At 48.6% G+C, this 15,206-nt stretch carries 11 protein-coding genes; 8 read left to right on the top strand and 3 right to left on the bottom strand.

Annotated features, from left to right (window positions below):
• Window positions 1–2: 2 nt before the first annotated feature.
• Window positions 3–1,253, top strand: a complete 1,251-nt coding sequence (locus tag I2123_RS17915; RefSeq protein ID WP_112169079.1) for an MFS transporter — start codon at window positions 3–5, stop codon at window positions 1,251–1,253.
• Window positions 1,250–2,689, top strand: a complete 1,440-nt coding sequence (locus I2123_RS17920) for a glycoside hydrolase family 32 protein (RefSeq protein WP_213051158.1) — start codon at window positions 1,250–1,252, stop codon at window positions 2,687–2,689. The genes I2123_RS17915 and I2123_RS17920 overlap by 4 nt, the downstream gene beginning before the upstream one ends.
• Before the next feature lie 13 nt (window positions 2,690–2,702).
• On the opposite strand, the gene I2123_RS17925 is transcribed toward I2123_RS17920, so the two are convergent.
• On the bottom strand, window positions 2,703–3,698 hold the full coding sequence (locus tag I2123_RS17925) for a LacI family DNA-binding transcriptional regulator (protein WP_112169083.1): 996 nt from the start codon (window positions 3,696–3,698) through the stop codon (window positions 2,703–2,705).
• A 208-nt stretch (window positions 3,699–3,906) separates the two neighbouring features.
• On the opposite strand from I2123_RS17925, the gene I2123_RS17930 reads away from it, so the two are divergent.
• The gene (locus I2123_RS17930; protein ID WP_112169085.1) at window positions 3,907–4,560 is read left to right on the top strand and encodes a DUF421 domain-containing protein; all 654 of its coding nucleotides are present in this window, start codon (window positions 3,907–3,909) and stop codon (window positions 4,558–4,560) included.
• A 121-nt stretch (window positions 4,561–4,681) separates the two neighbouring features.
• Here I2123_RS17930 and I2123_RS17935 read toward each other — a convergent pair whose 3' ends face one another.
• Both I2123_RS17935 and I2123_RS17940 read right to left on the bottom strand, forming a co-directional pair.
• Window positions 4,682–5,893 carry an LTA synthase family protein gene (locus tag I2123_RS17935; protein WP_213051159.1) on the bottom strand — a complete coding sequence of 404 codons (1,212 nt, stop codon included), beginning with the start codon at window positions 5,891–5,893 and terminating at the stop codon, window positions 4,682–4,684.
• Between the two features lie 806 nt (window positions 5,894–6,699).
• Window positions 6,700–7,680, bottom strand: a complete 981-nt coding sequence (locus I2123_RS17940; RefSeq protein WP_000019402.1) for an IS5-like element IS5 family transposase — start codon at window positions 7,678–7,680, stop codon at window positions 6,700–6,702.
• Between the two features lie 1,014 nt (window positions 7,681–8,694).
• On the opposite strand from I2123_RS17940, the gene I2123_RS17945 reads away from it, so the two are divergent.
• The 5 genes from I2123_RS17945 to I2123_RS17965 are packed head-to-tail and all read left to right on the top strand — an operon-like array spanning window position 8,695 to window position 15,202.
• Complete coding sequence (locus I2123_RS17945; RefSeq protein ID WP_213051160.1) at window positions 8,695–11,187, top strand: type VI secretion system Vgr family protein; 2,493 nt, start codon at window positions 8,695–8,697, stop codon at window positions 11,185–11,187.
• 10 nt (window positions 11,188–11,197) lie between these two features.
• A complete protein-coding gene (locus tag I2123_RS17950; protein WP_213051161.1) occupies window positions 11,198–11,965 on the top strand; it encodes a T6SS immunity protein Tli3 family protein in 768 nt (255 codons plus the stop codon).
• Window positions 11,958–12,539 (top strand): T6SS effector phospholipase Tle3 domain-containing protein, encoded by a 582-nt coding sequence (locus I2123_RS17955; protein ID WP_213051162.1) that lies wholly within the window; start codon window positions 11,958–11,960, stop codon window positions 12,537–12,539. Before I2123_RS17950 ends, I2123_RS17955 begins: the two co-directional genes overlap by 8 nt.
• 10 nt (window positions 12,540–12,549) lie before the next feature.
• Window positions 12,550–13,308 carry a T6SS immunity protein Tli3 family protein gene (locus I2123_RS17960; protein ID WP_213051163.1) on the top strand — a complete coding sequence of 253 codons (759 nt, stop codon included), beginning with the start codon at window positions 12,550–12,552 and terminating at the stop codon, window positions 13,306–13,308.
• Window positions 13,298–15,202 carry a T6SS effector phospholipase Tle3 domain-containing protein gene (locus I2123_RS17965; protein ID WP_213051164.1) on the top strand — a complete coding sequence of 635 codons (1,905 nt, stop codon included), beginning with the start codon at window positions 13,298–13,300 and terminating at the stop codon, window positions 15,200–15,202. Before I2123_RS17960 ends, I2123_RS17965 begins: the two co-directional genes overlap by 11 nt.
• Window positions 15,203–15,206 lie beyond the last annotated feature (4 nt).

The following is a 15,206-nucleotide window of genomic DNA, read 5'->3' on the forward strand; positions in this document are numbered from 1 at the left end:
CCATGAAAAACAGCCACCGAAGTCACTACACATTGTTGAGCGGATTGCTTTTTTGCTTCTTCTACACCTGGTCCTCCGCCTTTTCGCTTATTTCCCTATGGCTCAGTCAAAAGGTCGGGCTGAAAGGTACGGAAACAGGAATGTTCTTTTCCGCCATCGCCCTGACGGCGCTGTGCGCACAGCCGCTTTACGGTTTTATTCAGGACAAACTAGGACTGCGCAAAAACCTGCTGTGGGCCATCGGCTGTCTGTTACTGGCCAGCGGCCCGTTCTTCATCTTCATCTTTGCCCCGCTGTTACAGGTCAATATTCTGCTGGGTGCCGCAGCCGGGGGCTTGTACGTCGGCGCGACGTTTTTTGCCGGGATCGGCGCACTGGAATCTTACACCGAGCGGGTGAGCCGCATTTTAGGGTTTGAGTTCGGCAAGGCCAGAATGTGGGGATCGCTCGGCTGGGCGGCGGCCACTTTCTTCGCCGGGATGCTGTTTAACATCAACCCGAACCTGAACTTCTGGATGGCGTCATCTTCGGCGGTGATATTCCTGCTGCTGCTGTGGCGGCTGCGCGAAGTGAAAACTGATGCGCTGAACCAGCTCGAGTACGGCAAGCCCGGCAACCTCCAGCTGGCCGATGCAGTTGCACTGTTTCGCCTGCCGCGTTTCTGGGCGCTGATCGTGTTTGTGACCGGCGTCAGCGTCTACAACGTTTACGACCAGCAATTTCCGGTGTACTTCTCTTCGCTGTTCTCGGACGTTAAAAACGGCAACGAGATGTACGGTTTCCTCAACTCCTTTCAAGTGTTTTTAGAAGCCGGCGGGATGTTCCTCGCCCCGTTTATCGTTAACAAAATCGGGGCCAAAAACGGATTATTACTTAGCGGCCTGATCATGGCGCTGCGCGTCTTTGGCTCGGGGCTGGCGGCGGATGCCGTCACGATTTCCTGCATGAAGCTGCTGCACGCCGTCGAGCTGCCGATCCTGCTGATTGCCATGTTTAAGTACATCACCACCCGCTTCGATCCGCGTCTTTCGGCCACGCTGTATCTGGTCGGTTTTCAGTTCATCACGCAGGTCTGCGCCAGTGTGTTATCCCCGCTGGCCGGGCACGGCTACGATCTGATCGGCTTTGCCGACACTTACATGATCATGGGGATGTTGGTGCTTGTCCTGACCCTCATCTCCGGCTTCCTGCTCATCGGTGAAAAGAGCCGGACGCCTCCATCTGTGTTATTCAAAAAGAGTGAGATTTTATGAAACAGCGACTGGAACGCGCAGAACAGGCGTTGCGCGACGGGAAAGCCACGCGCGGCGATACTTTCTACCCACACTTTCATCTCGCACCACCGACGGGCTGGATGAACGATCCGAACGGGCTGATTTATCATCAGGGGCGGTATCACGCTTTTTATCAGCACCACCCGTTCAGCGAGAACTGGGGGCCGATGCACTGGGGGCACGCCACCAGTCAGGACATGGTCAACTGGCAGCATCAGCCGGTGGCGCTGGCACCGGGCGATGAGTATGACCGCGACGGCTGTTTCTCAGGCAGCGCCGTGGACGACAACGGTGTACTCAGCCTGATTTATACCGGCCACGTCTGGCTGAGCGGCGAAGGCAATGACAGCGCTATCCGGGAAGTGCAATGTCTCGCGACCAGCGAGGACGGCATTCACTTCACCAAACAGGGCGTGGTGCTCACGCCGCCGGACAACATCATGCATTTTCGTGACCCGAAAGTGTGGCGCGAATTGGGTTACTGGTGGATGGTGATCGGCGCGCGGGATGAGCACGATTGCGGGCAGGTGTTGCTTTACAAAGGGGACAGCCTGCGCGAGTGGACGCTCGACCGCGTCCTCGCCAAAGCCGATGACAACACGGGTTACATGTGGGAATGCCCGGATTTCTTCCCGCTGGGCGAGGAGCGCATTCTGATGTGTTCACCGCAGGGCATCAAAGCGCAAGGCTATGATTATCGCAACCTGTTCCAGAGCGGCTGCCTGCGCGGCACATGGCAGCCGGGTCAGGATTTTGAGGTGCTGGAAGGTTTCACCGAACTCGACCACGGACATGATTTCTACGCGCCGCAGTCGTTTACCGCTGCCGACGGGCGTCGCGTGGTCATCGCGTGGATGGACATGTGGGAATCGGTGATGCCATCAAAGGCGCAAGGCTGGGCGGGCTGCATGACGCTACCGCGTGAACTGACGCTGCGCGACGGCAACGTTTGCATGGTGCCGGTGGACGAAGTGCGGACACTGCGCCGTGATCATCACCCTCTCCTGCCGCATGTCATCAGAAACAGCGTTGAGCAGATAACGGATAACGCGCAGGCGATCGAAATCATCGCGCAGTGGGATCTCAGCGCGTCTGATGCGCAGAGCTTCGGCATAAAACTCGGCGACGGCGTCTGCGTCTTCGCAGACGCTCAGGCGCAAAGGCTCTGTCTTCGCCGTGATTTCCCGGAGTATGGGATCAACGATCACCGCAGCGTCGCGCTGACGGCTGACAAGCCGCTGGAAATGCGCATCTTTATCGACCGCTCTTCGGTGGAAGTTTTCGTCAATCAGGGAGACGCAACGCTCAGCAGCCGGATCTACCCGCAGCCCGATCAGCGCGCCCTTTCGTTCTTTGCAGAAAAGGGGGAAGCAGTGTTAGTGCAGAGTGAATACTGGACGTTAAGCGCAGGTTAATTTGCTCAGGATGCTATAAAGACGCCCGCTCAAGCACCGGTGAGGCGATTTTTATCAGGCCGTGATTGGGGCGCTGCTCGATAAGATGCAGCACCGCTTCACGGCCAATTTCGCGGTGCGGCAATTGCACTGTGGTCAGCGGCGGCAGGAACAGATCGCCAATGCCGACCATATTGTCATACCCGAGCACGGCGACCTGCTGCGGTATCGCAATCCCTTTCGCCAGCAGCACCTGATACGCCAAAAATGCGATGCGGTCATTGCCGCAGACCAGCACATCAAAATCCGGCTTACCGTCGATGATGAACTTTTCGAGCATCCCGACAACGTCGCGGTAATGTTCATCCCCCAGTTCCATATGAAACTGCCGAAGGTGTTCTTCCGCCAGTCCGGCTTCGCGCCACGCCTGCTCGGCACCTGCGCGACGGCGGACGCCCGCGGGAATGGATTGTGGCAAATAAACGCACAGCGGATGCCGGTAACCTTTACGGATCAGCATATTCATCGCCTGATACTGCCCGTCAAAATCATCGGGAATATAGCCCGGCAGCGCGAGTTCACGGCTGAGACAGTTCGCCAGCACCAGATTTTTATCCATCAGCCGCGCCGGGATCTCAACTTCGCGCAACCCCATGGTGGTAAAAATGATGCCATCGGGTCGTTGGGAAAGCAGCTGGCTGACGGCGCGCTCGCTGTCTTCCTGGGACGTAATGCTGACCAGAAAACTGCTCCAGCCAAATTCGCGGGCGGTGAGTTCTATCGACAGAAGGATTTCAACGGAGAACGGCGTTGTCGCGGTATCAAGCGCCAGTACACCAAGCGTGGAAACTTTACTGCTTTTACCGCGCATTTTCCGTGCAGAGAAATCAGGCACATAATTTAATGCATCAATGGCCTGCTGCACGCGCGCCAGGGTTTCCGGCTTCAGCCTTTGCGGCTCATTAATGGCGCGGGACACGGTCATCAACGAGACCGATGCCAACTGTGCTACTTCTTTCAGCGAAGCCATAACTCTCCCGTTCAGCGAATTTTACCCCCCTGATCCTACACAATAAAACGCCCGCAGCGTAAGCCTAAATCCTTGCAGATGAGAGGCCACAAGCGCTTTGCTCTGAAAACCGCCACGTGCCCCGGAAAAAATAATCAAAACCGTGAACCACTTAACATCTTATGTGAATGTGTTATGTTAACGACTTAAAAACAGGAGCAGGAATCTGATGGAATATTATCTTTTAGTCTTGGCAAAATTCGTTATTGGTTTTCTGATTGTTATTTCCCATCTGAACTTTTCGGGCAAGACGCAGCTTTCACAGATGACGCCGGTAGATTTCATCGGTAACTTTGTTTTAGGTGGAATTATTGGTGGCGTCATCTATAACGATGTCATCCCACTTTACCAATATATTATCGTACTGGTGATCGGCGTCATGCTAATCTCCCTGTTAAACTCGATCAGTAAACGCTTCTTTTTATTTCGCTCCTTCGCCATTGGTAATCCGATTCCTATTGTGAAGGACGGAAAATTTATCATGGAGAATATTCTCAGGCGCCGAAACAAAATTGACATCCTCAACGTCGCATCGCAGTTACACGCTCAGGGTATTCACTCTTTTCAGAATCTGAAATACGCACAGATCGAACCCGGAGGCCAGATCACCGCCGTCTGCGAAGGCGCCGAGATGCCCTCCGTGATCCTGGTGAAAGACGGTCGGGTGCGACATTCCGAACTGGACGCAATTCAGAAAGACGAAGAATGGCTGCATGAGAAAATTACGGCGTTGGGTGTTAAAGAAGTCAGCGACATTTTCCTCGCCGAGTTCTGGCAGGGGCAGATGACACTGGTCATGACGGACGGGAAAGTGTGCCGGTAGGATGTCATCAGCGATGGAAAAGGCAGATCGTAAAGACGCCGTGAAACATGCCTGATGGCCCGGACGCTTTACTTTTCTGCCTGTGATCACTTTCGACACTCGGGTTATTTAGCGGCAGTTCTTATGTTTTGATTTTTCCTTTTGAATCGAAAAGCGTATCCCACTGCTGAAACTCCGTATCTTCAAAAACCAGGCAACCCTGAGCCATTTTTTTAAAATAAGATATTTTTTCATTATCATAAGAGGGAGGAAAATGATTGAAGTTCACTTTATAAGCATCCTCTTTAAGATTTAGAATATAATTCGGACAGAGCAAGTTTATCGTTCCGATAGAAAAAAGACTAAAAGCATGAATGAAAACCTTTGGTTGATTCCCCTCCAAAGATTGCGTTGCCCAAATAGATTTCGGGAACATGTTTACATCATACTTATCTGCATCAATTGAGTAATAATGAGGCGTACTACTCACCATCCCCACTGAATGTAGTGAAGAGTAAATAAATGCATTAAGGAACATTGGAAATAAAAAAACCAGAACGCCAGTGGAGACAAGTACAGCAACAGACACACCCTGTATTATCACCAATGTGTTTTTTTTGGCTTTATTTTTAATTTTTTCCAGGAAAAAGTAAAACAAACAGGGCATGTACGATAAAAATATAAAGGCTATCATGAAGACCAGCCAATATAAAAACACCCACATATCATCAATATTACTGGCCTTTAACACAATCATCAGAGGATAAAAAATTGATGATGAAGAAAAGAACATATACAATGATAAAACAAACACCTCAAAAACATACTGAACAACAACTCGCATAAAATATAGCGAACCCGTTCCGGGCTTAATAATATAATACTTCAACGTATTAACAATACTGAATGCGATGGTCAGCATGCACGCAATATACACTATTTTTACGCTGGATATTTTACCCACTTTGATCAAATCACTCCCCCATGGAATAACAGGGAGAAAAGTGATTAATATCATTATGACTGACACCCCAATACAATAGCATGGCGCAGAAGATATATCATAACCACCCGGCCTGTCTTTTCTCATGAAGTGATAACCGATAAGTAAAGCGCTGGGTAAAACCAGAAGCACTATGACACCCGCTCCAAATATTAACGCAGAAAATAATAAAGATATTAATCCAATATTGATAGAGAACGCATCGAGAAGCAAGTCCGTCCTGCCAATACCGTTTAAATACCTCCAGACCACCGCCCCGGAAATAATGATAAGATAAGGAATGATGAACTTCTGACTTTCAATCACTTTTTTAATGACTGAAAAGAACCCTTCTGAATTTTCTTCGCTCACGTTAAGTCCATTCAAAGTTAAAATATACACTAATGATAATAGCGCGCATCCCCCACAGACAAGAACCAAAAGTCACAATCAAAGCAACATCACGAAAATACAAGCAGACCGCCTGAATAACATCCGTTAATACACCATGGTATAAATTTAATGAATGATTTGGCTTGCTAACATTTCAATTAATAATTGAATATCGCCATCCCTTTGCGAAACAACTTCCTAATCTGAGTGCAACTCTCTGTAAATGCATCCAATCTGTTTCTTTGAATTATTGGCAGATATAAAAAGGCCGCCAGTTTGTGCATTATGCTGTTTTACAGTTCACAATAGATCATTTCATTGGCCTAAAACCAGAAGACGCAGCCCAACAATTCTGAGATGTACTCATTCATTGAAAGCCGGATAACGGCGCTGTAATTCCCCGCAACGGGAATATTCAGTGAATATAAACTGTAGCAATAATAACCGTCAGCATGTCCTGCCATAATTTTATTTTCGGACAATGAACAAACAGCGAATGGGATTAATATGATGAAATCCCATAAAACGATCATGGATCAATATATGAAGTAGAAGTGCTGTAACAATTTACTAAAAAAATCTAAAGATAAATGTCTAAACACCCGTTTTCTCACCTGCACTGTTGGGTAATACTGTTAGGGAAGGTGCGAATAAGTGGGGAAATTCTTCTCGGCTGACTCAGTCATTTCATTTCTTCATGTTTGAGCCGATTTTTTCTCCCGTAAATGCCTTGAATCAGCCTATTTAGACCGTTTCTTCGCCATTTAAGGCGTTATCCCCAGTTTTTAGTGAGATCTCTCCCACTGACGTATCATTTGGTCCGCCCGAAACAGGTTGGCCAGCGTGAATAACATCGCCAGTTGGTTATCGTTTTTCAGCAACCCCTTGTATCTGGCTTTCACGAAGCCGAACTGTCGCTTGATGATGCGAAATGGGTGCTCCACCTTGGCCCGGATGCTGGCTTTCATGTATTCGATGTTGATGGCCGTTTTGTTCTTGCGTGGATGCTGTTTCAAGGTTCTTACCTTGCCGGGGCGCTCGGCGATCAGCCAGTCCACATCCACCTCGGCCAGCTCCTCGCGCTGTGGCGCCCCTTGGTAGCCGGCATCGGCTGAGACAAATTGCTCCTCTCCATGCAGCAGATTACCCAGCTGATTGAGGTCATGCTCGTTGGCCGCGGTGGTGACTAGGCTGTGGGTCAGGCCACTCTTGGCATCGACACCAATGTGGGCCTTCATGCCAAAGTGCCACTGATTGCCTTTCTTGGTCTGATGCATCTCCGGATCGCGTTGCTGCTCTTTGTTCTTGGTCGAGCTGGGTGCCTCAATGATGGTGGCATCGACCAAGGTGCCTTGAGTCATCATGACGCCTGCTTCGGCCAGCCAGCGATTGATGGTCTTGAACAATTGGCGGGCCAGTTGATGCTGCTCCAGCAGGTGGCGGAAATTCATGATGGTGGTGCGGTCCGGCAAGGCGCTATCCAGGGATAACCGGGCAAACAGACGCATGGAGGCGATTTCGTACAGAGCATCTTCCATCGCGCCATCGCTCAGGTTGTACCAATGCTGCATGCAGTGAATGCGTAGCATGGTTTCCAGCGGATAAGGTCGCCGGCCATTACCAGCCTTGGGGTAAAACGGCTCGATGACTTCCACCATGTTTTGCCATGGCAGAATCTGCTCCATGCGGGACAAGAAAATCTCTTTTCTGGTCTGACGGCGCTTACTGCTGAATTCACTGTCGGCGAAGGTGAGTTGATGACTCATGATGAACCCTGTTCCATGGCTCCAGATGACAAACATGATCTCATATCAGGGACTTGTTCGCACCTTCCTTAGTTCCTTGAGGGCAGACATCTGTAGAGACTGGACGCAGAAACGACTCCCATGTACAAGCGGACAATAGCAAACACAAAGCAGCAATTATAATTATTCTCATAAATCAGATCCCTGTCATCCTTTGATGAAATCATATCATAAAACCTGCAATCGTTCTTTAATGACGACTAAGCGATAAGTAATCAGTTTGTACTAAGGGCAGTCATTAAACGCAGCAGGGAAAAGAGACTTAAAAATTTATGAGATGTTTCCCTACAGGGCCCGAACCAGGAGCCTGCGGCTAAGAAGAACGTCGGCGCATCAATAACTAAATGTTTTAAAAGGGCTATTGTGCATTCTCAAGTGATACACAGGAGTCCAGAAACCTTGTCGCTCAGGTTTGCTCAGTAAATCGGGATCACCTGGCTCTAAAATTCCCCCAAAGGATAATGACTACAAAGGGGGATTGATTACGAAGTACTAAAAACAACTTAAGGCATGGGTTGTTGGTTAAAAACAAGCGATATAATCACCACCCCACACTCAATCACCAGGAATTTCCCCACAAAAATATCTTAGGGATACATTCACAAGAATTATCTTAATAAAGCATCCACTAAGCTCACTAATAATTAAGTTACACATTTCCGTGACATACCCTATTTTAATACCCCTTGGATTTATGGTAGTTTTTTGGTGCGTTGAGACAAAGGCTTCTGATCAAGATTTGTGCGCTCTGAATGCAAGGACTATTCGGCGAACTCATCCATTATACATTCACCACACCAATTAATTACAGGCATTGCATTCATCATTATTGTTGAAAAGTAGCTGACCTATTTAAATAATCGTCTGAGTGACTGCCTGAAGGACAGCTGATACAAGCAACCTGTTTCGATCCGATGTCGCCACGTAATAGTAATCTGGTGTAACTCAGGATTAACATTTAAAGGGAATTAAACGATGGGTATTCAGGAATACATTCTTGCCGGCAGTAAATTACCGATCCACAACCACTATCAGCTGCGCTTAACCCGTTTGGAATCCCAGCAGTCTGGCGTCGATATATCGGTGCTCAAATTCAGCGGCAGCGAGGCCATCAGCGACATTCTGTGCTATGAGATTGAGTTCACCAGCGCGGTGAAAGACATTCCCGCCCGGCACATCATCAACTATTCCGCGCTGTTCCTGATGTACCCCGACGGCAAGCCCTGGGAATCTGTTAAACCACGCATTATCCCCGGTGTGATCACCCAGTTCCGCCAGTGCAGCACCTCTGCCGATGAAACCCGCTACGTCGCCACGCTGGAACACCGCCTGACCCGGTTAAATCAGGGCACCAATAACGCGATTTATCAAAACGACAGCGTGATCAGCATGACCGAAAACACCTTCCTGCGTTACAACATGGATCGGCTGGATTTTCGCTTTGCGCTCAATGATCAGTATCCGCTGAAAAAATTCATGATGCAGTTCGGCGAAAGTGAGTACGCCCACATTGCGCGACGCCTGGCCGACAGCGGCATCTCGTACTTCTTCGAATATGACGAAGAGAACAACTGCGACGTGATGGTCCTGGCCGACCATTCTTACGCCTGGCCGGAACCCGTTGCCATCCCGTTCCGCAACCCGGCGGGATTGTTCGACGGCGGGATGGAATCAGTCTGGGAGATGTCGGTCAGCCGCAAGGCCATTCCGAAGTCAGTCACGGTTAACGACGATTACTACCCTGCCGCACAAAGCGATATGACCGGCACAACGGAGACCACCCCGGATTACCCGGCACTGGTTGCCGAAGATTACCGCTGGGGTGAGAACTATCCCGAAGCGGGCAAAGAGTTCAGTAACCAGCCAGGCCAAGGGATGTGGTATGCCAAACGCCGTCAGGAGCGTTACCTCAGTGAGCAAATCACCTTTGAGGGCAAATCTAACTGCATAACCCTGCGTCCGGGGATGGTCATCACCACGCCCGGCAAAGACTGGCCGGAAGCGCCGGACGGCTTGCTTATTGTCTCCACGAACTCTACAAACGTCGCCCGCGATACGGCGTATTTCGTCACCTTCACCGCCGTACCGCGTAACACGCAACATCCCTACCGCCCTGCTTTGTTGCCGTGGCCGACCGTCACCGGCACGCTGCCTGCCCGAATCTCCAGCGCGCATCCGGACGAACCTTACGCTCACATCAACGCCGACGGCCTGTACCGCGCTCAATTTGGCTTCGACCGTACAGAGTGGCAGAAAGGTTTTGAGAGCTGCTGGCTGCGTCTGGCCAAACCCTATTCCGGCGATACCTGCGGCTTCCATATGCCGCTGCTGGACTCCACCGGCGTGGCGATTGCCTTTGAGAACGGCGACGTTGACCGGCCCTATATCGCCTATGCGCTGCACGATTCACGCCATCCAGATCACGTCGCGTTGCCGAATTACAAGCGGAACGTCATTCGCACTCCCGCCAATAACAAACTGCGACTGGACGATACGCGCGGGAAAGAACACATCAAGCTTTCCACACCGGCCAGCGGCAAAAGCCAGCTCAACCTCGGTGCACTGGTCGATGATAAACGCAAAGACCGCGGCCACGGGGCTGAGCTGCGTACCGACGACTGGGTGTCCGTTCGCGGCGGTAAAGGCGTGTTTATCTCAGCCGATATGCAGGCTTCCGCCGGTGGCCAGCAGCTGGATATGCAACAGGCCAAAGCCTTGCTCTCCAGTGCAATGGTAGAAATGCAGAGTCTTTCCGCCAGTGCGCAACAGGCGCAGGCATTAGCCGCCGATATCGACCGGCAACAAACGCTGTTACAGCAGAAACTCGACAAGCTTCAGCAGGCCGTTTTACTCCTCAGCGCGCCAAAAGGTGTCGGTATTGTCAGCGGGGACAGTATGCAGCTATACGCGGAAGACAGCCTGACACTGACCGCGGGTAAGCAGGTTGATATCGGTGCATCCAAAAAGTTCACGGTCGGCGCCGGTGAGCAAATCAGCCTCTACAGCCGTCAGGGCACCAAAATGTTTGCGGCAAAAGGTGATATCGATGTGCAGGCTCAGGGCGGTAAGTTCACCACCTGGTCAACGGACGACACGCATGTTGCCAGCGGCAAAAAAATGACGGTGACGGCGCAGGACGAGCTGGTTCTGATCTGCGGCGGAGCCTACATCAAACTCAAAGGCGGTAACGTTGAAATTGGCGGGCCGGGGAAACTGCTGGTGAAAAATGGCGGCATCGTAAAACAAGGTTCTGCCAGCATGCAGAGCGCGATGAAATCGTTTGAGCCCGAGAATTTCGATGAGAAATTCGCACTCGTACATCCTCTCAGCGGCGAACCTATCCCTAACGCAAAATACCGAATGACATTGCCCGACGGTTCTGTGCAGGAAGGCGTGACTGATGCTGCAGGAAAAACGGCTCTTGTTCAGAGCACACTACTCGACGGTATGAGTTTTGAATTACTTTAAGGATGAAAGAATGAAAACATTGAATAAGCTTGCGTGTGCTTCAGCCACAATTTTTTCTTGCCTGCTAATTACCGCCTGTCATATCCCCACAGCGGCAGACGGCTTTGCTATGACAACCGGTGGAGCAGGACTAACTGAGCAGTCTGGGGTGGTTGAGTACATGATTTACAATGTCCCACCACAAGTTGTTTATCGGATTGATGACCACAGATTTTTCACGCTAGAAAATTATAAAGACTGCGACCATGGAGGCATTGTCTATTATAACGACACCAAGCTCAGAAAAAAAATATACATTAGCGGGGGTTCGAGTAGTAATGATATTTTAACACGAAACCCCACTATGGAATGGCAGGGAGAGTTTATTTATTCAGCCGATGAAAATATAATTGCCTATCCATTTTTCGTCATGTACTGCGCTAGCGATCACATGGATTGCAGTGCAGAGTTGGCATACAGCATTGATGGGAATAAAAACAAACTAAGATTGGGCACTACAACCGGAGATGATACATCGGACAAAAGCATCATCATAACCAATAATAATATTTACGTAAAAAACTCTCATAATAGCCGATATTACTCACACACTCTTTCTTTGGACAGTAATCCAGAAGGCTTTGGGGTTATTATAGAAAAAAATGAGATGCCAGCTATAAATAAAAAATCCATATCAAGATATTTTTCGTGTTCAAATTCGATAAAACCTTCGTCTGTGACTTATTCAAAAAAACAGAGTTACTCACCTGTAGCAACGGGAGTAGTAACAAATGACTGATAGTTCACAAGAGCCAACTCGAACCGCTCCAGTACATATTGACGACAATGGTAAGCATGTATGGGCTAGCATGTGCTCTCCATCCAATAACAAAGTCAGGGCTGCTTGTAACTATCCGATTCAGCTTCCTGGGCTTATTATTTTTGTGCATGGAGTTAACTCTGAAGGTGAATGGTATAAGGATGCAGAAAAGCACATCTGTGAGGGGTTGAATAATAGATTAAACCTTACTAGCGAATTTCAATTGCTGGAAAATGGATATTCAAGTGGTATATCTAAACCCCGAGAGATTACTGAATCAGGGCGTTCACCAGTCATCCGCTTTTATTGGGGTTATTCGGCAGGAAAAAACACTAATATTAAATATGATATCCCTTTGAGGAATGCTCAAGGCGATGATTATCACGATTTGAAAAAATACCAAAAGCTTTCAGATAGTGAATTACAAGCCAAAGGGCCTTTCTGGATGACATTGCCCGACGGTTCTGTGCAGGAAGGCGTGACTGATGCTGCAGGAAAAACGGCTCTTGTTCAGAGCACACTACTCGACGGTATGAGTTTTGAATTACTTTAAGGATGAAAGAATGAAAACATTGAATAAGCTTGCGTGTGCTTCAGCCACAATTTTTTCTTGCCTGCTAATTACCGCCTGTCATATCCCCACAGCGGCAGACGGCTTCGCTATGACAACCGGTGGAGCAGGACTAACTGAGCAGTCTGGGGTGGTTGAGTACATGATTTACAATGTCCCCCCACAAGTTGTTTATCGGATTGATAACCACAGATTTTTCACGCTAGAAAATTATAAAGACTGCGATCATGGAGGTATTGTCTATTATAACGACACCAAGCTCAGAAAAAAAATATACATTAGCGGGGGTTCGAGTAGTAATGATATTTTAACTAAAAACCCTACGATAGCTTGGCAAGGAAAATTCATTTATGCAGCCGGTGAAAAAACTATTACCGCCCCCATCCTGATGATGTTTTGCCCAAGTGAACGTATGGATTGCACCGCAAAGTTAAAATATTGGTCAGATGATAAAAAGGAAATCCCTCTCCCCGTAAGCTTCGGGTTTTCCGGTGATAATATCGATGTAGCAATATTTAATGATGGTTATTACATTATCAACAAAGCTGTATTCTCCTATAAATATAAACTTTACCCCACCCCCTCTGATGAAGATGGAATTCGAGTAGATAAATTACCTGAAGAAATACAAACACCTTCTGGCACTTCACGTTTTTCGTGCAACAGCTCTATCAGTTCAGATGATTTTAGCAAGACGAGAAAGCAAACATTTGACCCGAATGCTACGGAGGCACCACAAAATGGCCAATAACTCGCAAGAACCATTACGTGTTGCACCTGTTCATATTGATGATAATGGAAAACATGTGTGGACTAGCATGTGCTCGCCATCAAATAATAAAACTCGGGCAGCATGTGAGCACCCAATGCAACTTCCCGGCATTATTGTTTTTGTTCACGGAGTGAATTCCGAGGGGGAATGGTACAATGACGCGGAGAAAAATTTATGTGCTGGTTTGACTAAGCGGTTAAATTTACCCGCCGATGTTGGACTGAGGGAAAATGTGTATTCAGATGGTAAGAAAGATATTCGCAGTGTAATTAAAGAAGGGCGTTCTCCGATTATCCGTTTCTACTGGGGTTATTCAACCGGAAAAAACACTAATATTAAATATGAAATCCCTTTGAGGAATGCTCAAGGCGATGATTATCACGATTTGAAAAAATACCAAAAACTTTCTGACAGTGAATTACAAGCTAAGGGGCCTTTCTATTGGGGCGGCGGCGCATTTCAAAATGGCTGCGACCAGTTGGTGTCTTTATGGAGTGAAGAAGGTTTTAGCAAATGGCTGAAGGAAATGCCAATCCCGTTCAGCGTTCAGGCCGCAAATACTGAGTTAGACCGGTTAGTTTCAGACGCTCCTGCGAGACAATATTATGCCCACGCTGCAACAAGGCTGGCTAATTTAATCGATAAAATCAGAAATGATTATCCTAAAGATACCATTACGCTGATGTCCCACAGCCAAGGCACGATGATTGCGATGGCGGCAACCTTGCTTGCCAAAACCGGTCCTGATGCTTTATTTGTGATGAATTCACCTTATGCGCTTGAACATAAAACGATGGACAGGTTCGCCTACCCGTTTAATGAATGCATATCGACTAAAGCCAGGGTTGCCACGTTTGAGAATGTAGTTAAGAAAGTTGCTCAGCAAGCTAACAGGATGACATCTGCGGACTATAGCCGTCTGGTTGTCGGAGTCGATGCTGATAATAAGAGCTGGAAGCCAACAGGGATGGGACCAAACGGTACTTATGAGCGCGACAATCATGGCCGCACCTGGGTTTACAGTAATGCTCATGACCGTGTTATGGGTATGAAAGCCATTCGTAGTATCGGCTGGCAAGGCGTCCCCAACACTCCTGATGGCAATATTAATAAGCTGCTTACTGAACATCAAGGTCATCTGTTCCAACGGATGATGGCCCGAGGGCTACATTGTGGAGGCGATCCTCAGGTTCACACCCCTTTTGGTACACTTCCTCCTGCTGGTGCATCGTTTTGGGATGACGGGGGAGAATTCATTTATCCCGCCCCTCCGGCTAATCAGACACTATTTATCAATGGTGAGAAAGTTCCTGCTCCTTTTGATATACCACTGAACTTCGACGGTACAAGAGTCGGAGATAAGCCTGCAGATGGAACTGATGGCAAGGGTTGGGGGCAATATACCCAGGGGAAAATTAATGATGACACTTTCCCTTACTATGCATCCCTTTATGAAGAGCAATGGATATCCGTACCCTCGTCACCTACATGGTCTTTACCCGGCTCTCACGATGATACGCGGGGCCAATTCACCCGACGCCGTGAAACCCGCGAACAAAAAGATGCCCGTATCAGTAAATTTATCTCACAGCCTAGCGACCACAGCACATTACCGCTGAATCAGCTTTTCATGACTCAGGTGGTTGCTTACGATTTACCCATTGGCTTTTGCGAATGCTCAAACAATAAGAGTGATTTGGAAAAATACCGCAGGCTTGCTGACTGGCAAATATCGGATCCTTATTTTTCAAGTGGGGAACACCCGCACTATACACGCCCCGCTGAAGTCGCTCCCGAAAGCGCGGGGGGCATTGGACCAGACGAACTCGCCAAAATGAAACAAATGGAAATTTATAAACACGGTGGCCGTTAAGGAA

Source organism: Rahnella inusitata (assembly GCF_018288855.1).
GTDB lineage: Bacteria > Pseudomonadota > Gammaproteobacteria > Enterobacterales > Enterobacteriaceae > Rahnella > Rahnella inusitata.